The organism is Pseudomonas sp. V88_4 (assembly GCF_029967985.1).
Lineage (GTDB): Bacteria > Pseudomonadota > Gammaproteobacteria > Pseudomonadales > Pseudomonadaceae > Aquipseudomonas > Aquipseudomonas glycinae.
Genome location: NZ_JASCAF010000030.1, coordinates 1 through 18,162, shown reverse-complemented (window position 1 = coordinate 18,162; position 18,162 = coordinate 1). Strand labels below are relative to the sequence as shown.

Here is an 18,162-nt window from a genome sequence, read left to right as displayed (position 1 = left end):
TTCTGCCAGACATCGGAGCCCGAAGACGCATGCCGCACACTAAAGATCAATTACCCGACGCGCTGTACCGTGCCGCACAAGTGCGCGAACTCGATGAACGGCTGATCGCTGCCGGCACGCCGGGCTTCGAATTGATGCAACGCGCCGCCCACGCTACGTGGCGCGCACTGGTGCGCCAATGGCCGTCCGGGAATGAATTGACGGTGTTGGCCGGACATGGCAACAACGCCGGCGATGGTTATCTGGTGGCAGCGCTGGCTCACCGGGCGGGTTGGTCGGTGCGGGTATTGGCTGTCGGCGCGCCGCAGCGCTTGAAGGGTGATGCCGCCGTGGCGCACGCCGAAGCCGTGGCGGATGGCATCTCGATCTGTGCCTGGGATCCGTCCTGCGAGTTGCGCGGTACTGTCGTCGACGCCTTGCTCGGCACCGGCCTGAGTGGTGAGGTGCGTGAGCCCTATGCCGCTGCGATTGCGGCGATCAATGCCAGCGGGCTGCCGGTGGCGGCAGTCGATATCCCATCCGGGTTGTGCGCCGATACCGGCCATGCGCTGGGTGGGGCAGTGCACGCCGACCTCACCGTGACGTTCATCGGCCTGAAACTCGGGCTGTTCACGGGCGCGGCGGCCGATCACGTCGGCGAACTGCTGTTCAACGATCTGCAGGCCTCGGCCGAAACCGTGAGTGACATTCCTGTCGCCGCTCGCCGGCTTGACGTGGCTAACCTTCCGCGTCTGGCTGCTCGCACGCCGGCTGCCCACAAGGGGCGATTCGGCCATGTGCTGCTGATCGGTGGCGATCACGGTTTTGGCGGGGCAATCCTGCTCAGCACCGAAAGCGCCTTGCGCAGCGGGGCAGGGATGGTCTCGGTCGCGACCCGCCCGGAACATGTGCCGGCGGCTTTGAGTCGGGTACCGGAGGCCTTGGCGCTGGGCGCTTCTTCAGCCAATCAGTTGATGGAGCTGCTGGAAAAGGTGCCGGTGCTGGTGGTCGGGCCGGGGTTGGGGCAGGCCAGTTGGGGGCGGGCGCTGTTGTCGGCTGCCGCCAATGCAACGCTGCCGCAGGTGTGGGACGCGGATGCACTGAACCTGCTGGCCCGCGATTTTGTCAGTTTGCCCAAGGATTGCGTGATCACGCCGCATCCGGGGGAAGCTGCGCGTTTATTGGGGATCAGTACCGCCGAAGTGCAGGCTGATCGTCCGGCGGCGGCGCTGGCGTTGAGCAAAAAATATACAGCGGTGGTGGTTCTCAAGGGCGCGGGCAGTCTGATCGCTCATCCCGATGGCCGTCTGGCGTTGTGTCATCAAGGCCATCCGGCCATGGCCACTGCCGGGCTCGGCGATGTGCTTGCGGGCCTGATCGGCGCGCTGCTGGCCCAGGGCATGGACGGTTTCGATGCCGCATGCCTGGCGGTCTGGCTGCACGCCAACGCCGGTCTGCAACAAGGTAAATTCGGCCGTGGGCTGGCGGCCAGTGATCTGATTCCAGCCATTCGTCAGTTGTTGGAGGAGCATGCACCGTGTCTGAAGTAACCCTGTACCTGGCTGATGAACAGGCCATGAGCGACTTTGGCGCACGCATCGCCCGCATCACGCAGGGCCATGGCCTGATCTTTCTCGAAGGCAACCTCGGGATGGGCAAAACCACGCTGTCGCGGGGCATCATTCGCGGTCTGGGGCATGTGGGGGCGGTGAAAAGTCCGACCTTCACCCTGGTCGAGCCCTACGAGATCGGTGACGTCCGCGCGTTTCACTTCGACCTGTATCGCCTGGTCGATCCGGAGGAGCTGGAGTTTCTCGGGATTCGCGACTATTTCGACGACGATGCTCTGTGTCTGATCGAGTGGCCCGATAAAGGTGCAGGCTTTTTGCCAAAGCCTGACCTGACCATTACCATTAGCCCGCAAGACAGCGGACGTTCGCTGACCATTTTATCCCAGGGCTCGCGCGGCGAGGCCTGGTGTGCCGCTTTGGCATTGGAAACCAATTGAATGATGGGGTTAGGTATGCGCTTTCGCGCGTTGATGGCTGCCGCTGGACTGATGTTGATGGCAGTAACCGTCAACGCTGTGGCCGACACGAAGGTCAACAGCGTGCGCCTGTGGCGGGCGCCGGACAACACGCGACTGGTGTTCGACCTGACAGGCCCGGTGCAGCACAGCGTCTTTACGCTGACCGCGCCGGATCGTCTGGTCATCGACATCAACGGCGCCACCCTCGGCGCGCCGCTGAATGTGCAGACCGCCAACACGCCGATTACCGCCATGCGCTCGGCCCAGCGCACGCCGACTGACCTGCGGGTGGTCATCGACCTGAAAAAGGCGGTCACCCCGAAAAGCTTCTCGCTGGCGCCGAATGCGCAGTACGGCAACCGTCTGGTGGTCGACCTGTTCGACAACCCGGCCGATGCCGCTCCGCCGCCTGCGCCGACACCATCAGTTGCCACCGTTCCCGCGGTTCCGGTCACGCCCGCCGAGCCTGCGATCAAGCTGCCACCGGCCCCGGCCGGCAAGCGCGACATCATTGTGGTGATCGATGCCGGTCACGGTGGTGAAGACCCGGGTGCGTCCGGTTCTCGCGGTCAGCGTGAGAAAGACGTGGTACTGCAGATCGCCCGCGAATTGCAGCGTCAGGTCAACGGCATGAAAGGCTTCCGCGCCGAACTGACCCGTACCGGTGACTATTTCATCCCGCTGCGCGGCCGTACCGAGATTGCTCGCAAGAAGGGCGCCGACCTGTTCGTCTCGATCCACGCCGACGCCGCGCCGTCTGCCGCTGCGTTCGGTGCGTCGGTGTTCGCCCTGTCTGACCGTGGTGCCACTTCGGAAACCGCCCGTTGGCTGGCCGACAGCGAAAACCGTTCCGACCTGATCGGCGGTGCCGGCAACGTCAGTCTCGATGACAAGGACCGGATGCTGGCCGGCGTTCTGCTCGACCTGTCGATGACCGCCTCGCTGACCTCCAGCCTCAACGTGGGCCAGAAAGTCCTGACCAACATCGGCCGGGTCACGCCGCTGCACAAGCAACGTGTGGAGCAGGCCGGGTTTATGGTGCTGAAGTCGCCGGACATTCCGTCGATCCTGGTGGAAACCGGCTTCATCTCCAATGCCAACGAAGCGTCGAAACTCTCGGCAGCCAGCCACCAGCAGGCGCTGGCGCGCTCGATCAGCAGCGGCGTGCGCCAGTTCTTCCAGCAGAATCCGCCACCGGGTACCTACATCGCCTGGCTGCGTGATTCGGGCAAGATCGCTCAAGGTCCGCGCGATCACCGGGTAGGTCCGGGTGAGACCGTGGCAATGATTGCCGTGCGTTACCAGATTTCGCCGGCCACGCTGCGCAGCGCCAACAATCTGAAAAGCGATGATCTGAAAGTCGGTCAGCACCTGACCATTCCCGGCACCGAACTGGCGTCCAAAGAATGAACCAGGTGTTGAACGCTGCCCGCATCGAACTGCTCAGCCCGCGGCTGGCGAACCAGATCGCCGCCGGTGAGGTGGTCGAACGCCCGGCCTCGGTGATCAAGGAGCTGCTGGAAAACAGCCTCGACTCCGGCGCCAGGCGTATCGATGTCGATGTCGAGCAGGGCGGCGTCAAACTGCTGCGAGTGCGCGACGACGGCAGCGGTATTTCCGCCGATGACTTGCCGCTGGCCCTGGCCCGTCACGCCACCAGCAAGATCCGTAACCTGGAAGACCTTGAACAGGTGATGAGTCTGGGCTTCCGCGGCGAGGCCCTGGCGTCGATCAGCTCCGTGGCGCGCCTGACCCTGACCTCGCGCACCCGCGATGCCGACCAGGCCTGGCAGGTCGAAACCGAAGGCCGCGACATGGCGCCCCGCGTGCAGCCAGCGGCGCACCCGGTCGGCACCTCGGTGGAAGTCCGTGACCTGTTCTTCAACACCCCGGCGCGACGCAAATTCCTCAAGACCGAAAAAACCGAATTCGATCACCTGCAGGAAGTGATCAAACGTCTGGCGCTGGCGCGTTTTGACGTGGCCTTTCATCTGCGCCACAACGGCAAGACTATCCTCAGCCTGCACGAAGCCCACGATGACGCGGCCCGCGCCCGGCGTGTGGCGGCGATCTGCGGTTCGGGCTTTCTTGAGCAGGCGTTGCCGATCGAAATCGAGCGCAATGGCCTGCATTTGTGGGGCTGGGTCGGTCTGCCGACCTTCAATCGCAGTCAGGCGGACTTGCAGTATTTCTTCGTCAACGGCCGTGCGGTGCGCGACAAACTGGTGGCCCACGCGGTGCGTCAGGCTTATCGAGATGTGCTGTTCAACGGCCGGCACCCCACGTTTGCGCTGTTTTTCGAGGTTGATCCGGCAGCGGTCGACGTCAACGTGCACCCGACCAAACACGAAGTGCGCTTCCGTGACGGGCGCATGGTGCATGATTTCCTTTATGGCACCTTGCACCGTGCCCTCGGCGATGTGCGACCGGAAGATCAGCTTGCCGGTTCGGTCACCACCGCGATCGTCAGGCCAACCGGCCTTGAAGCCGGTGAGTTCGGGCCGCAGGGCGAAATGCGTCTGGCCGCCAACGCGTTGCTTGAGCAGCCGCAGGCGCAACCGGCGTTCAATACAGCGTCGGGCGCCAGCGCTGGCGGCGCTTATCAGTATCAATACACGCCGCGCCCGCAATCGACCGTGCCGGTTGCCGAGGCTCAGGCTGCGTACCGCGAGTTTTTCGCGCCGCTGCCTGAAGCGAATGCCAATGCGCTGCCGGCCGGTCAGGAAGACATTCCGCCGCTTGGCTATGCGCTGGCGCAGCTCAAGGGCATCTATATTCTGTCCGAGAACGCCCAGGGCCTGGTTTTGGTGGACATGCACGCCGCTCACGAGCGGATCATGTATGAGCGCCTGAAAATTGCCATGGCCAGCGAAGGCCTGAGTGGCCAGCCGCTGCTGGTGCCGGAATCGCTGGCGGTCAGTCAGCGCGAGGCCGATTGCGCCGAAGAGCATGCGGCGTGGTTCCAGCGCCTTGGTTTCGAATTGCAGCGCCTTGGACCGGAAACCCTGGCCATCCGACAAATCCCGGCCCTGCTCAAACAGGCCGAAGCCAACCGACTGGTGGGCGATGTGCTGTCGGACTTGATGGAATATGGCACTAGCGACCGGATCCAGGCGCACCTGAATGAATTGCTCGGCACCATGGCTTGCCACGGCGCAATCCGCGCCAACCGGCGCCTGGCCCTGCCGGAAATGAACGGCCTGCTGCGCGACATGGAAAACACCGAGCGCAGCGGTCAATGCAACCATGGCCGACCGACCTGGACCCAGTTGGGCCTGGACGATCTGGACAAACTGTTCCTGCGCGGTCGTTGATGAGCCAGCTTCCTCCAGCGATTTTCCTGATGGGCCCGACCGCTGCGGGCAAGACCGACCTGGCCATCGAGCTGACCAAGGTGCTGCCGTGCGAGCTGATCAGCGTCGATTCGGCGCTGGTCTATCGCGGCATGGACATCGGCACTGCCAAGCCGTCCAAGGAGCTGCTGGCCGAATTTCCCCACCGCTTGATCGACATTCTCGACCCGGCCGAAGCCTATTCGGCAGCGGATTTCCGCCGCGATGCGCTGGAGGCCATGGCCGAGATCACCGCACGCGGAAAAATTCCGCTGCTGGTGGGCGGCACGATGCTTTACTACAAGGCTTTGATCGACGGTCTGGCGGACATGCCGGCGGCCGATCCCGACGTTCGCGCGCAGATCGAAGAAGAGGCTGCACGCCTTGGCTGGCAAGCCCTGCACGATCAACTGGCGGTCATCGATCCGGAGTCGGCGGCGCGCATCCATCCGAACGATCCGCAACGACTGAGTCGTGCGCTGGAAGTTTACCGGGTCAGCGGTCAGAGCATGACTGAACTGCGGCTGAAACAATCTGTACAAAGTACCGAAGCGGCCGCATCGGGACTGCAACAATTGCCCTATACTGTCGCGAACCTGGCGATTGCTCCAACTAGTCGGCAGGTATTGCACGAGCGCATTAAACAAAGATTCACAAATATGCTGGAACAGGGATTCATCGACGAGGTCGTAGCCCTGCGTAATAGAAGTGACCTGCATGCCGGGTTGCCGTCTATACGTGCGGTAGGCTACCGCCAGGTCTGGGACTACCTGGATGGCAAGCTGACGTCGGCCGAGATGCAGGAGCGGGGCATCATCGCCACGCGCCAATTGGCCAAACGCCAGTTCACCTGGCTGCGCAGCTGGAAAGATTTACACTGGCTCGACAGTCTGGATTGCGACAATCTGCCACGCGCCTTGAAATACCTTGGGACGATCTCCATATTGAGCTGAGTCCTTGCAATTGCCGTCTATCCTTGGGGGTGTGGCGGCAAAAGCCATCTGTTTACCTATTTTTTATATTGAATCCTTAAAGGAGTGCGGCACATGTCAAAAGGGCATTCGCTACAAGACCCTTACTTGAATACTTTACGTAAAGAGAAAGTGGGGGTTTCCATCTACCTGGTGAACGGGATCAAATTGCAAGGCACGATCGAGTCGTTCGACCAGTTCGTTATCCTGCTGAAGAACACCGTCAGCCAGATGGTTTACAAACACGCTATCTCTACAGTCGTGCCGGTTCGTCCAATTCGTCTGCCAAGCGCAACCGAATCCGAAGCAGGTGACGCTGAGCCAGGTAACGCCTGATAGGAGTCTCCTTTGTTCTTTGAGCGCCACGGTGGTGGTGAACGGGTCATTCTCGTTCACTTGGATGGACAGGACCCTGAGGCGCGCGAAGATCCGCAGGAGTTTCAGGAACTGGCAAATTCGGCAGGCGCCGAGACCGTTGCGTTTTTTAACGTGCCGCGTCATCGGCCAACCGCCAAATACTTGATTGGCAGCGGCAAGGTCGAGGAACTGCGCGACCTGGTCCACGCCGAAGAAGCCGATCTGGTGATCTTCAATCACACCCTTACGCCCAGTCAGGAACGTAACCTCGAACGTGTTTTCGAGTGTCGCGTGATCGACCGTACCGGTCTGATTCTCGATATTTTCGCCCAACGCGCCCGTACCCATGAGGGCAAGCTCCAGGTAGAACTGGCTCAGCTTGACCACATGAGCACCCGGCTGGTTCGCGGCTGGACTCACCTTGAGCGTCAGGGTGGCGGTATCGGCATGCGCGGCCCGGGTGAAACCCAGCTCGAAACCGACCGAAGACTGTTGCGGGTTCGCCTGCGCCAGATCAAGGGCCGGCTGGAAAAAGTGCGCAGCCAGCGCGAACAGTCGCGTCGCGGCCGCTCGCGTGCGGATATCCCTACCGTTTCTCTGGTGGGATATACCAACGCCGGTAAATCCACGCTGTTCAATAATGTGACGAAGTCCGAGGTGTACGCGGCTGACCAGTTGTTCGCCACGCTGGACCCGACCTTGCGCCGTCTGGAACTGGACGACCTGGGGCCGATTGTCCTGGCCGACACCGTGGGTTTCATTCGCCACTTGCCGCACAAACTGGTCGAGGCATTTCGGTCTACGCTCGAAGAGTCGAGCAACTCCGACCTGCTGTTGCACGTGATTGATGCGGCGGAACCGGATCGCATGTTGCAGATTGAGCAGGTGATGGTGGTGCTGGGCGAGATCGGTGCCCAGGACTTGCCGATCCTCGAGGTCTATAACAAACTCGATTTGCTTGAAGGCGTTGAGCCACAAATCCAGCGCGATGAAAACGGCAAGCCCCAACGGGTCTGGTTGTCAGCCCGTGATGGCACCGGTCTGGAATTGCTTGAGCAAGCCATTGCCGAATTGCTGGGCAGTGATTTGTTTGTCGGAACCTTGCGTTTGCCCCAGCGGTTTGCGCGTCTGCGTGCACAGTTCTTCGAGCTGGGCGCGGTACAGAAAGAAGAATACGACGAAGAAGGGGTCAGCTTGCTGGCCATTCGATTGCCACGCTCGGAGCTCAATCGGCTGGTCAGTCGTGAGGGCGTTGTGCCGACGGAGTTCATCGAGCAACACACTTTGCAATAAAAGCCTGACAAAGCGGTTGTGCCGCAACGGCAGGCATTCTGTAGCATTGGTCGGCGCGCCGTGGGTGCGTCTTTGCTTTATCAGATGGAGAGCGCTATGGCTTGGAATGAGCCGGGTGGCAACTCGAACAATCAGGATCCTTGGGGTGGCAAGCGTCGCAACAACGGCGACCGCAAGGGACCGCCGGATCTCGACGAGGCCTTCCGAAAGCTGCAGGAAAGCCTGAACGGGTTGTTCGGTGGTGGAAAAAAACGCGGTGATGACGGTGGTGGCTCGGGCAAGAGTGGTGGCTTTGGCGGCCTCCTCGGCATCGGCCTGGTCGTGCTGGCGGCCGTCTGGCTGTACAGCGCGGTGTACGTCGTGGACGAGCAGGAGCAAGCCGTGGTGCTGCGCTTCGGCAAGTACTACGAGACTGTCGGTCCCGGCCTGAACATCTACTTCCCGCCGATCGACAAGAAGTACATGGAGAACGTCACGCGTGAGCGTGCCTACACCAAGCAGGGCCAGATGCTGACCGAAGACGAGAACATCGTCGAAGTGCCGCTGACCGTGCAGTACAAGATCAGCAACCTGCAGGACTTCGTGCTGAACGTCGACCAGCCGGAAATCAGCCTGCAACATGCGACCGACAGTGCACTGCGCCATGTGGTGGGTTCAACCGCGATGGACCAGGTGCTGACCGAAGGTCGTGAGCTGATGGCCAGCGAAATCAAGGAGCGTCTGCAACGGTTCCTCGATACCTATCGCACCGGTATCACCGTCACCCAGGTCAACGTACAGAGCGCAGCGGCACCGCGTGAAGTTCAGGAAGCCTTCGATGACGTGATCCGCGCCCGAGAGGACGAGCAGCGTTCGCGCAACCAGGCTGAAACCTACGCCAATGGCGTGGTGCCGGAAGCCCGTGGTCAGGCCCAGCGGATCCTTGAAGATGCCAACGGCTACCGTGACGAAACGGTCTCGCGCGCCAAGGGTGAGGCAGATCGTTTCACCAAGCTGGTCGCCGAGTATCGCAAGGCGCCGGAAGTCACCCGTGAGCGTCTGTACCTGGACACCATGCAGGAAGTCTTCAGCAATACCAGCAAGGTACTCGTGACCGGCAACAAGAACGGCCAGAGCAACCTGCTGTACCTGCCGCTGGACAAGATGGTCGAAAGTGGTCGCAACACCAGCGCTCCGGTGAACAGTGCGGCAGCCACCAGCAATGAAGCCAATGCACGTGCCGCAGCCGATCTGCAGCAACAGCAGGCGCGTACCAGGGAGAGTCGCTGATGAGCAATAAATCGCTGATCGCCCTTATTGTCGGCGTTGTCGTGGCGATCGCTGCCTGGAACTGCTTCTACATCGTCGCTCAGACCGAGCGCGCGGTGTTGCTGCAATTCGGTCGCGTGGTTCAGGCTGACGTTCAGCCGGGTCTGCATGTGAAGGTTCCTTACGTCAACCAGGTGCGCAAGTTCGACGCCCGCCTGATGACGCTGGATGCGCCGACACAGCGTTTCCTGACACTGGAAAAGAAAGCCGTGATGGTCGATGCCTACGCCAAGTGGCGCGTGAAAGATGCCGAGCGCTTCTACACCGCAACGTCCGGCCTCAAGCAGATCGCCGACGAGCGTCTGTCCCGTCGTCTGGAATCGGGTCTGCGTGACCAGTTCGGTAAGCGCACCCTGCACGAAGTTGTGTCGGGTGAGCGCGATGCGCTGATGGCTGACATCACCGCGTCGCTGAACAAGATGGCGGAAAAGGAGCTGGGTATCGAAGTCGTCGATGTCCGGGTCAAGGCCATTGACCTGCCGAAAGAAGTGAACCGCAGCGTGTTCGAGCGTATGAGCACCGAGCGTGAGCGTGAAGCTCGCGAGCACCGCGCCAAGGGTAACGAGCTGGCCGAGGGCATCCGTGCCGACGCCGATCGTCAACGCCGCGTGCTGCTGGCTGAAGCCTATCGTGAATCCGAAGAGATTCGTGGTGATGGCGACGCCCAGGCCGCTGCGATCTACTCCAAGGCCTACGGTCAGGATCAGGACTTCTACGCGTTTTACCGTAGCCTGCGTGCCTACCGTGAAAGCTTCGCGAACAAATCCGACGTCATGGTCCTCGACCCAAGCAGCGACTTCTTCAAGTATCTGGAGAAGGCCAAGCCTTGATACGACGTTGACCCGAATCATTCCGCCCGGCGGCTAATGCCTCGGGCGGGGTGATCCTTTGGGAAAACGTGTGTATGATGCGGCAGCCGGGAAATTCCCGGCTTTTTTGCGTCTGCACGTTTGATTGCTGTTTTTGTTGCAGAAGAACGGGTTGAATGGCCCGACAGTTTTTCGAGGAAAGTGATGGGCGAAGCCGGTAACAGGCCTTTCGCCGCGTCGTTCATGCGCGTGCGTTTTGAACGGGTCGGTCATTTTCTGCTTCACTCAAGGCTCGCCCTCGGGCTGGCCGCCCGGATCTAAGGGGAATGGCGTAATGGCAACGGTAGACCGCTGGCTGCTGCCAGATGGCATCGAAGAAGTACTGCCACCGGAAGCGGCGCGCATTGAAGTCGCGCGTCGTCAGGTGTTGGATCTGTTCCAGAGCTGGGGTTACGAGTTTGTCGTGACTCCCCATATCGAGTACCTGGAATCCCTGCTGACCGGCGCGGGCCAGGATCTGGATCTGCGTACCTTCAAGGTCATCGACCCGCAATCGGGCCGGCAGATGGGTTTCCGTGCCGACATCACGCCGCAAGTGGCGCGCATCGATGCGCACACCCTGCGTCGCGAAGGCCCGAGCCGTCTGTGCTACGCCGGCAGCGTCCTGCATGCCCAGCCGCGTGCCTTGTCGTCCTCGCGCAGCCCGATCCAGCTGGGCGCCGAGTTGTACGGCGATGCCAGCCCGAGCAGCGACGTCGAAGTCATCAGCCTGATGCTGGCCATGCTGCAACTGGCCGACGTGCCGGACGTGCACATGGACCTCGGGCATGTCGGCATCTACCGCGGTCTGGCCCAGGCGGCCGGTCTGTCGGGTGAAGTCGAGCAGCAGTTGTTCGATGCGTTGCAACGCAAGGCCATCGACGAGGTCATTACCTTGACCGAAGGCCTGCCGGCCGACCTGTCCGGCATGTTGCGCGCGCTGGTCGACCTGTGCGGCGGCCGTGAAGTACTGAGCGCTGCCCGCGAGCGTCTGGCCAATGCGCCGGCGCCGGTACTGGCGGCGCTGGAAGATCTGCTGGCGATCGCCGAGCGTCTTTCGGTGCGCTTCCCGGAGCTGCCGCTGTACTTCGACCTGGGCGAGCTGCGCGGTTATCACTACCACACCGGTGTGGTGTTCGCGGTGTTCGTGCCGGGTGTTGGCCAGTCCATCGCCCAGGGCGGTCGCTACGACGACATCGGCGCCGACTTCGGTCGCGCCCGTCCTGCCACCGGCTTCTCCACCGATTTGAAAACCCTGGTGACCCTGGGGCGTGCTGAGATCGAGCTACCGTCTGGCGGTATCTGGATGCCTGACAGTACGGATGCGGCACTCTGGCAGCAGGTTTGCCAGTTGCGCAGTGAGGGTCAGCGTGTCGTTCAGGCGTTGCCTGGACAACCTTTGGCCGCCGCCCGTGATGCGGACTGCGACCGGCAATTGATCCAGCAGAACGGGCTTTGGCAAGTATCGCCACTGGCTTCTTGAGTTTTCCTGCCGGCTGATGCCGGCACCAAGTTTGCGCGAATGAGGACAAGTGTTATGGGTAAGAATGTCGTAGTCCTGGGCACCCAATGGGGTGATGAGGGCAAAGGCAAGATCGTTGATCTGCTGACCGAACATGCTGCCGCCGTAGTGCGCTACCAGGGTGGCCACAACGCCGGTCACACTCTGGTGATCGACGGTGAAAAAACCGTCTTGCACCTGATCCCGTCGGGCGTGCTGCGCGAAGGCGTGCAGTGCCTGATCGGCAACGGCGTGGTGGTTGCACCTGACGCCCTGCTGCGCGAGATCACCAAGCTGGAAGAGAAAGGCGTACCGGTGCGCGAGCGCCTGCGTATCAGCCCTTCCTGCCCGCTGATCCTGTCCTTCCACGTGGCGCTGGACCAGGCCCGTGAAAAGGCCCGCGGCGAGCTGAAGATCGGTACGACCGGTCGCGGCATCGGCCCGGCTTACGAAGACAAGGTTGCACGTCGTGGCCTGCGTGTTGGCGACCTGCTCAACATGCCGCGCTTTGAAGACAAGCTGCGTGAACTGGTGGACTACCACAACTTCATGCTGGTCGGTTACTACAAAGAGCCTGCCATCGAGTACGAAAAGACTCTGGCCGAGTGCAAGGAATACGCCGAGCTGCTCAAGCCGCTGATGCTGGACGTGACTGCCGAGCTGCACGACCTGCGTCGCGCCGGCAAAGACATCATGTTCGAAGGTGCCCAGGGTTCGTTGCTCGACATCGACCACGGCACCTACCCGTACGTGACCAGCTCCAACACCACTGCGGGTGGCGTTGCTACCGGCTCGGGCGTTGGCCCGATGTTCCTGGACTACATCCTGGGCATCACCAAGGCTTACACCACTCGCGTGGGTTCGGGCCCATTCCCGACCGAGCTGTTCGACGAAGTCGGTGCGCACCTGGCCAAGCAAGGTCACGAGTTCGGCGCTACCACCGGCCGTGCCCGTCGTTGCGGCTGGTTCGACGCCGTTATCCTGCGTCGCGCTATCGATGTGAACAGCATCTCGGGCATCTGCCTGACCAAGCTGGACGTACTCGACGGCCTGGAAACCATCAACATCTGCACCGGCTACAAAGACGCGCAAGGCAACGCGGTTGCCCCGACTGACGCTGACAGCTACGTGGGCCTGCAGCCTGTGTACGAAGAAGTGCCGGGCTGGACCGAATCGACCGTCGGCGCCAAGACTCTGGAAGAGCTGCCGGCCAACGCTCGTGCCTACATCAAACGCGTTGAAGAGTTGATCGGCGCGCCGATCGACATTATTTCGACGGGCCCGGACCGCAACGAAACCATCGTGCTGCGTCATCCGTTCGCTTGATAAGTCGTTGATGTAAAAACACAAAGGCCCCTTCATCGGGGCCTTTGTCGTTTATGCCTGTTGGACGGCATGACCTTTGCTGTGATTCTGCCTACAAGAGTGCCATCAAATTAATGGCGTCAGAAGTAGAGGGATTCAAAGTGTCAGCCGTTCTCTCACTGTTACAAAGCCGTCTGTTGCGGCCCGTGTTCGTTACCCTCGGTATCGCCCTTTTGGTGCAAGTGCTGGTGGCCGTCGCCCTGACGCGGAGCACCGTCACCGCGCTGGAAGCCGATCTCGGCACTCGCCTGGGCGCCGACAGCCAGAAGTTGTCCGGTGAGCTGGAGCAGGCCGGGCGTGAAGTCACGTCGAGTCTCGACAACCTTTCCTCAAGTACCCGTCAGCGTCTTACCGCCGGTCTTTCCTCGCGTCTGAAGGAAGAGCAGGCGCAACTGCGTGCGACTCTGGAAAAAGACCTGAAGGATTCGGCCAATGACATGGCCCAGTTGCTGGCCTCGGTGGCGCCTCGTGCCATGTGGGACAGCGACGTGCCGACCCTGTCCGAATTCGCCCGTCGGGCCCAGCGCAATCCCAACGTGCTGTTCGTGGTGTATGACGACGCCACCGGCCAGCATCTGACTCGCTACCTCAACCGCGAAAACCCGATCAACAAGGCCCTTTTGGAAAAAGGCCAGGGCGAGCGGGCGCTGGACAAGGTGCTGGATGCGGCGAAGAACGATCCGTCGGTCTACTACCTGGAAGCCTCGATCAACCCCAATGGCGTGGAGATCGGCAAGGTGTTGATGGGCGTCTCCACCGCTTCGGTTGAAACCGATCTGGCGGCGCTCGACCAGCGCTTCTCGGCGTTGATTGCCAGCAGCGATCAACTGGTCGGCGACAGCCTCAAGGGCGCCGCAGCCGACAGTGCCACCGCCATGCAGGCTCGCCTGCAATCGGCGCAGTCCACGGCTGCCGAGATGAAAGCCAACACCACCAGTACCGTGCAGGATGCTGCTGCAACGCTGCGCTGGCGCATCGGCATGGGCCTGGCGCTGGTCGGGGCTGGGGTGCTGTTGCTGCTGGCCGTGGTGCTCGGTCATCGGGTCGTCTATCGTCTGAAAATGCTCAACGCCGCCATGGATGATCTGGCAGCAGGCGAGGGCGATCTGACCAAGCGCGTGCAGATCAACAGCAAGGATGAGATCGGCGACATGGCTTCGGCGGTCAACCGCTTTGTGGACAAGTTGCAGCCGATCGTGCGCGAGGCCGGGGATGTGGCTCAGCGTACCGGTGTGGAGATCGGCGCCATGACCCTGCGCAACGCCGGTGCCGATGCGGCGGCCGGGATGCAGCGCGATGAAGTAGCCGAGAGTCTGCGGGCGCTGTCGCAAATGGCCGATGAAGCGCAATCGGAAAGCCATGCGATGCAGGCCGCGTTGAAGCAGGTGGTGGATATTCGTCAGGCCACCGACGAGAACACTCGCACCTCGGCCAAGGTCGGCAGCCTGATCGAGGCGCTGGCGGGGCAGGTCGATACCGGGGCGAAAGTCATCGAGCGGCTGGCGCAGCAGAGCGAGCAGATCGAAGTGGTGCTGACCGTGATTCACGGCATCGCCGAACAGACCAACCTGCTGGCGCTCAACGCGGCCATCGAAGCGGCCCGAGCTGGCGAGACCGGTCGCGGGTTTGCGGTGGTGGCGGATGAAGTCCGCGCATTGGCAAGCAAGACCCAAAGCTCCACCGGCGACATTCAGGCGCACATCGTAGCCTTGCAGCAGGGCGCCCGAGAGGCGGTCGAGGCGATCGGTCAGGCCGGGCGTCAGGCCAGCGAAGGTTTGCTGGTGCTGCGTGACAGTGCGCGTTTGCAGCAGTCGGTGCAGGCGTCGGTCGAGCAGGTGCATGCGGCGATTGGTCTGGCGACTCAGGCAGCGGCGCATCAGGCGCAAGGCGCGCAGGCCGTACGTGGGCGCGTCGAGACGATTCATGCCCAGGCCGAGAAAGCCGCTCAGGCGGTGGTCGAGACCACGGCCAGCGGCAAGGTGCTGGATGGTCTGGCGGCGCAGCTCAAGGCCAGTCTGGGGCAGTTCCGGGCCTGATAGTCCGGGCAAAAAAAATCGCAGCCTCGGCTGCGATTTTTTTATCGGCTCAAATACATTCGGGTCGTCAGCAGGTACACCGGCAAACCTGACACCACAATAAGCAGCGCTGCATAAGGCGCTGCGGCTGCGAACTCGACATTCGCGGTGTGTGCCCAGACTTCCGTCGCCAATGTGTTGAGCCCTGTGGGGCTCAGCAGCAACGTCGCCGTCAGTTCCTTCATGGCATCCAGAAATACCAGCGCAAACGCTGCGCCCAGGGCCGGGAAGATGATCGGTAGAGTAACCCGGCAGAACGCCGTGAACGAAGAGGCGCCGAGGGTGCGGGCGGCTTCCTCCAGTTGCGGCGCCGCCTTGTTCAGCGCCGTGCGGATCGGTGCCTGAGCCAGCGGCAGAAACAGCAACGCATAAGCGATCAGCAACAGCGCGGAGGTCTGGTACAGCGCCGGCAAGTAATGCAGGGCGAAATACACCAACGTCAACGCGATCACCAATCCCGGCAGGGCGTGCAGCAGATAGGGCAGGCGCTCGGCCCAGATCGCCAGTTGGCCTTTGTAGCGCACCACCAGCAACCCGACCGGCACTGCCAGCACCAGACACAAACCTGCGCCGCCCAGCGATAGTGCCAGCGACGACAGCAATGCTTCGGTGATTGCCGCCACCGGGAAGGCCGCTGACGACCCCACGGCGAGCCAGTAGGCCAGCATGCCCAGTGGAATCCCGCTGCCGACAATCGCCAGCATCAGGCAATACAGCTGACCGGCGATCGCCCAAGGGCCCAGTCGCACTTGTTCAGCTCGACGTGCCGCACCCTGGCCGGTGCGTACGTGCCGGCCCTTGCCGCGCACCCGCAGCTCCAGCCACAACAGCATCAAGCACAGCGCCAGCAATACCGCCGACAGCATCGCCGCGTTGGCATTGCTGAATTCCAGTTCGAATTGCTGATAGATGGCGGTGGTGAAGGTTTGCAGGCCAATGATCGACAGTGCGCCGAATTCCACCAGCATGTGCAGCGCAATCAGCAGCGAACCGGCCAGCAGCGAAGGCCAGAGCAGCGGCAGGGTGACGCGGAAAAACACGCCCCAGCGATTCTGTCCGAGCGTCCGTGCCGATTCTTCAAGAGAGGGATCAAGATTGCGCAGTGTGGCGGCTACCGGCAGAAAGATCAGCGGGTACTTCGACAGGCTCATCACCAGGATCGCCCCGCCGAGTCCTTCGAACTGGGCACTGAGCGAAACCCAGGTGAAGCTGCTGACAAATGCCGGCACTGCGAACGGCAGGCAAAGAATCACGCCCCATAGCCGGCGGCCCGGCAGATTGCTGCGCTCAAGCAACCAGGCAAGCGACAAGCCGATCACGCCGCAAGTCACGGTCACGCCAACCATCAGCGCCAGTGTGTTGCGCAGCAGGCCGAACACATACGGGCGCCACAGCAAGTGCAGCGCTTCAGTCCAGCCCGCCTGCCAGGCTTTGAGCCCGACATAGGCCAGCGGCAACAGGCTCATGACCACCAGCAGCAACACCGGCAGCACCAGCCAGATCGACGGCCGCTTGCGTCGTGGCACATAACCCCCGCGTGTAGCGGGGGCGGATAACGATGCAGTCATCAGTTCAAGCCAACTTCGCGTTCCAGCTCCAGCGCTTCTTCGGCGTTGCCCAGGTCGGCCGGCGTGACGTCCGGTGCTTCCAGTTCACTGAACGGCTTGAGACCGCGATCCGATTCCATGCCTTTATGCAGCGGGTACTCGGCGGTGGTCTGGGTGATCACGCGCTGACCTTCTTCGCTGGCCATGTAGGCAAGAAATTGCTGGGCTTCTTTTGGATGTTTGCTGGACTTCAGCACGGCTGCGCTGGACACGGTGATCAGGCCACCGACATCGCCGCCGGTGAAGTAATGCAGTTTGGAATCAAGCTTGCCTTTCTCTCGCTGCAGGGCGAACCAGTAATAGTTGTTTACCAGCACCGTGGCGACTTCGCCGTTTTCCACAGCCTTGAGGGCGACCATATTGTTGCTGTAGGTCTTGCCGAATGCGCGCAGGCCGGTCAGCCATTCTTCGGCGGCTTCGCGACCGTGCTTTTTGATGATCGCCACGGCCTGTTCCTGGAATGCGCCGCTGGTCGGAACGAAGCCGACCTTGCCTTGCCACTGCGGATCGGCGAAATCCAGCACCGATTTCGGCAAATCTTTTTCGTCGATCAGTTTCGGGTTGAAGGCCACCACGCGAACCCGGGCGGTCACTCCGATCCAGGTGCCGTTGCCGGCGACGTATTCTTTCGGCAGAACGGCCAGGGTCGCGTCGTCAGCCTTGGCCAACAGACCTTGTTCGCCGAGGTTGTTCAGCGGTGGGGATTCTTCGGTGTAGATGACGTCGGCGGGGGAGCGGTCGCCTTCTTCGATGATCTGGCTGGCCAGCTGATTGCTGCTGCCCTTGCGCACGTTGACGTGAATGCCGGTCTTGGCTTCGAAGGCTTTGGCGATCGCGTCGCCGACTTCCTTGTGTTGACCGTTGTAGAGCGTCAGGGAAACCGCGTCGGCAGCCTGGGTGAGGGGAGTGGCGAGTGCCAGGCCGAGCAGGGTGAAGGTCAAGCCGCGGCGCAGGGTATTTCGAAACATCATTCGCAGGGTTCCTCACTGTCGCATTGCAAAAACTTGCAACAATGATAAACGATATTGTTTCTCAAGTGCGCTTTGCGAGGAGAGGTAGTGTTTGCAAGGTGTCGGCTCTCAAGCTTTTCCAAACCCCGGAAACGCAAAAACCCGCTTTCGCGGGTTTTTGTGAGATTCAAGATCGTGACCTTGAATTTGAATTGGTGCCCAGAAGAAGACTCGAACTTCCACGACCGTAAGGTCACCAGCACCTGAAGCTGGCGTGTCTACCAATTTCACCATCTGGGCTTCATCTTCAGCGTTGCCGCTGTTGATGTGGCGCACTATACGGAGCGCCTTTTGATCTGTAAACCCCTGATTTGATTTTAATAAATCAATTTCAGAAAAAGGCGGGACGCAGAATGCAAAAAACCCGCTTTCGCGGGTTTTTGTGTGAGTCTTGAAACTGATCTAGTCTCAAACTCGAAATTGGTGCCCAGGAGAAGACTCGAACTTCCACGACCGTAAGGTCACCAGCACCTGAAGCTGGCGTGTC

Annotated in this window: 14 protein-coding genes and 1 tRNA gene; 12 read left to right on the top strand and 3 right to left on the bottom strand. The window is 61.4% G+C overall.

What is annotated here, in order from left to right:
- The first annotated feature begins 29 nt into the window (after positions 1 to 29).
- From QLG12_RS09350 to QLG12_RS09295, 12 genes are all read left to right on the top strand, one after another.
- Positions 30 to 1,529, top strand: a complete 1,500-nt coding sequence (locus QLG12_RS09350; protein ID WP_282474358.1) for an NAD(P)H-hydrate dehydratase — start codon at positions 30 to 32, stop codon at positions 1,527 to 1,529.
- A complete protein-coding gene (gene tsaE, locus QLG12_RS09345) occupies positions 1,517 to 1,987 on the top strand; it encodes a tRNA (adenosine(37)-N6)-threonylcarbamoyltransferase complex ATPase subunit type 1 TsaE (RefSeq protein ID WP_064379095.1) in 471 nt (156 codons plus the stop codon). The genes QLG12_RS09350 and tsaE overlap by 13 nt, the downstream gene beginning before the upstream one ends.
- A complete protein-coding gene (locus QLG12_RS09340) occupies positions 1,988 to 3,418 on the top strand; it encodes an N-acetylmuramoyl-L-alanine amidase (RefSeq protein ID WP_064379096.1) in 1,431 nt (476 codons plus the stop codon).
- A 5-nt stretch (positions 3,419 to 3,423) separates the two neighbouring features.
- Positions 3,424 to 5,322, top strand: coding sequence for a DNA mismatch repair endonuclease MutL (gene mutL / locus QLG12_RS09335; RefSeq protein ID WP_197869925.1), 1,899 nt, complete (start codon positions 3,424 to 3,426; stop codon positions 5,320 to 5,322).
- Positions 5,322 to 6,293 carry a tRNA (adenosine(37)-N6)-dimethylallyltransferase MiaA gene (miaA, locus tag QLG12_RS09330; protein WP_197869914.1) on the top strand — a complete coding sequence of 324 codons (972 nt, stop codon included), beginning with the start codon at positions 5,322 to 5,324 and terminating at the stop codon, positions 6,291 to 6,293. The genes mutL and miaA overlap by 1 nt, the downstream gene beginning before the upstream one ends.
- A gap of 93 nt (positions 6,294 to 6,386) precedes the next feature.
- Positions 6,387 to 6,647, top strand: coding sequence for an RNA chaperone Hfq (gene hfq, locus QLG12_RS09325; RefSeq protein ID WP_007902656.1), 261 nt, complete (start codon positions 6,387 to 6,389; stop codon positions 6,645 to 6,647).
- 12 nt (positions 6,648 to 6,659) lie between these two features.
- Entirely contained in the window at positions 6,660 to 7,961 is a 1,302-nt protein-coding gene (gene hflX / locus QLG12_RS09320) for a ribosome rescue GTPase HflX (RefSeq protein WP_064379099.1), read from the top strand.
- Positions 7,962 to 8,057: 96 nt separating this feature from the next.
- Complete coding sequence (hflK, locus tag QLG12_RS09315) at positions 8,058 to 9,230, top strand: FtsH protease activity modulator HflK (protein WP_064379100.1); 1,173 nt, start codon at positions 8,058 to 8,060, stop codon at positions 9,228 to 9,230.
- The gene (hflC, locus tag QLG12_RS09310) at positions 9,230 to 10,099 is read left to right on the top strand and encodes a protease modulator HflC (RefSeq protein ID WP_085655749.1); all 870 of its coding nucleotides are present in this window, start codon (positions 9,230 to 9,232) and stop codon (positions 10,097 to 10,099) included. The genes hflK and hflC overlap by 1 nt, the downstream gene beginning before the upstream one ends.
- 313 nt (positions 10,100 to 10,412) lie before the next feature.
- Positions 10,413 to 11,600, top strand: a complete 1,188-nt coding sequence (locus tag QLG12_RS09305; RefSeq protein WP_011332186.1) for an ATP phosphoribosyltransferase regulatory subunit — start codon at positions 10,413 to 10,415, stop codon at positions 11,598 to 11,600.
- Positions 11,601 to 11,654: 54 nt separating this feature from the next.
- Positions 11,655 to 12,944: an adenylosuccinate synthase gene (locus QLG12_RS09300; RefSeq protein ID WP_007950715.1), complete on the top strand. Its 1,290-nt coding sequence runs from the start codon at positions 11,655 to 11,657 to the stop codon at positions 12,942 to 12,944.
- Between the two features lie 140 nt (positions 12,945 to 13,084).
- On the top strand, positions 13,085 to 15,019 hold the full coding sequence (locus tag QLG12_RS09295; protein ID WP_282474357.1) for a methyl-accepting chemotaxis protein: 1,935 nt from the start codon (positions 13,085 to 13,087) through the stop codon (positions 15,017 to 15,019).
- 41 nt (positions 15,020 to 15,060) lie between these two features.
- On the opposite strand, the gene QLG12_RS09290 is transcribed toward QLG12_RS09295, so the two are convergent.
- The 3 genes from QLG12_RS09290 to QLG12_RS09280 form a co-directional block, all read right to left on the bottom strand.
- Positions 15,061 to 16,626: an iron ABC transporter permease gene (locus QLG12_RS09290; RefSeq protein WP_282474356.1), complete on the bottom strand. Its 1,566-nt coding sequence runs from the start codon at positions 16,624 to 16,626 to the stop codon at positions 15,061 to 15,063.
- Positions 16,626 to 17,636 (bottom strand): extracellular solute-binding protein, encoded by a 1,011-nt coding sequence (locus QLG12_RS09285; protein ID WP_064379104.1) that lies wholly within the window; start codon positions 17,634 to 17,636, stop codon positions 16,626 to 16,628. The genes QLG12_RS09290 and QLG12_RS09285 overlap by 1 nt, the downstream gene beginning before the upstream one ends.
- Positions 17,637 to 17,828: 192 nt before the next feature.
- Positions 17,829 to 17,915, bottom strand: a tRNA-Leu gene (locus tag QLG12_RS09280).
- Positions 17,916 to 18,162 lie beyond the last annotated feature (247 nt).

Bases quoted from the DNA above. Each gene is read 5' to 3' on its own strand.
- QLG12_RS09305 (WP_011332186.1), top strand. From the start codon at position 10,413: ATGGCAACGGTAGACCGCTGGCTGCTGCCAGATGGCATCGAAGAAGTA.
- QLG12_RS09285 (WP_064379104.1), bottom strand. From the start codon at position 17,636: ATGATGTTTCGAAATACCCTGCGCCGCGGCTTGACCTTCACCCTGCTC.
- QLG12_RS09340 (WP_064379096.1), top strand. From the start codon at position 1,988: ATGATGGGGTTAGGTATGCGCTTTCGCGCGTTGATGGCTGCCGCTGGA.
- hflC (WP_085655749.1), top strand. From the start codon at position 9,230: ATGAGCAATAAATCGCTGATCGCCCTTATTGTCGGCGTTGTCGTGGCG.
- QLG12_RS09290 (WP_282474356.1), bottom strand. From the start codon at position 16,626: ATGACTGCATCGTTATCCGCCCCCGCTACACGCGGGGGTTATGTGCCA.
- hfq (WP_007902656.1), top strand. From the start codon at position 6,387: ATGTCAAAAGGGCATTCGCTACAAGACCCTTACTTGAATACTTTACGT.
- QLG12_RS09350 (WP_282474358.1), top strand. From the start codon at position 30: ATGCCGCACACTAAAGATCAATTACCCGACGCGCTGTACCGTGCCGCA.
- QLG12_RS09300 (WP_007950715.1), top strand. From the start codon at position 11,655: ATGGGTAAGAATGTCGTAGTCCTGGGCACCCAATGGGGTGATGAGGGC.
- hflK (WP_064379100.1), top strand. From the start codon at position 8,058: ATGGCTTGGAATGAGCCGGGTGGCAACTCGAACAATCAGGATCCTTGG.
- miaA (WP_197869914.1), top strand. From the start codon at position 5,322: ATGAGCCAGCTTCCTCCAGCGATTTTCCTGATGGGCCCGACCGCTGCG.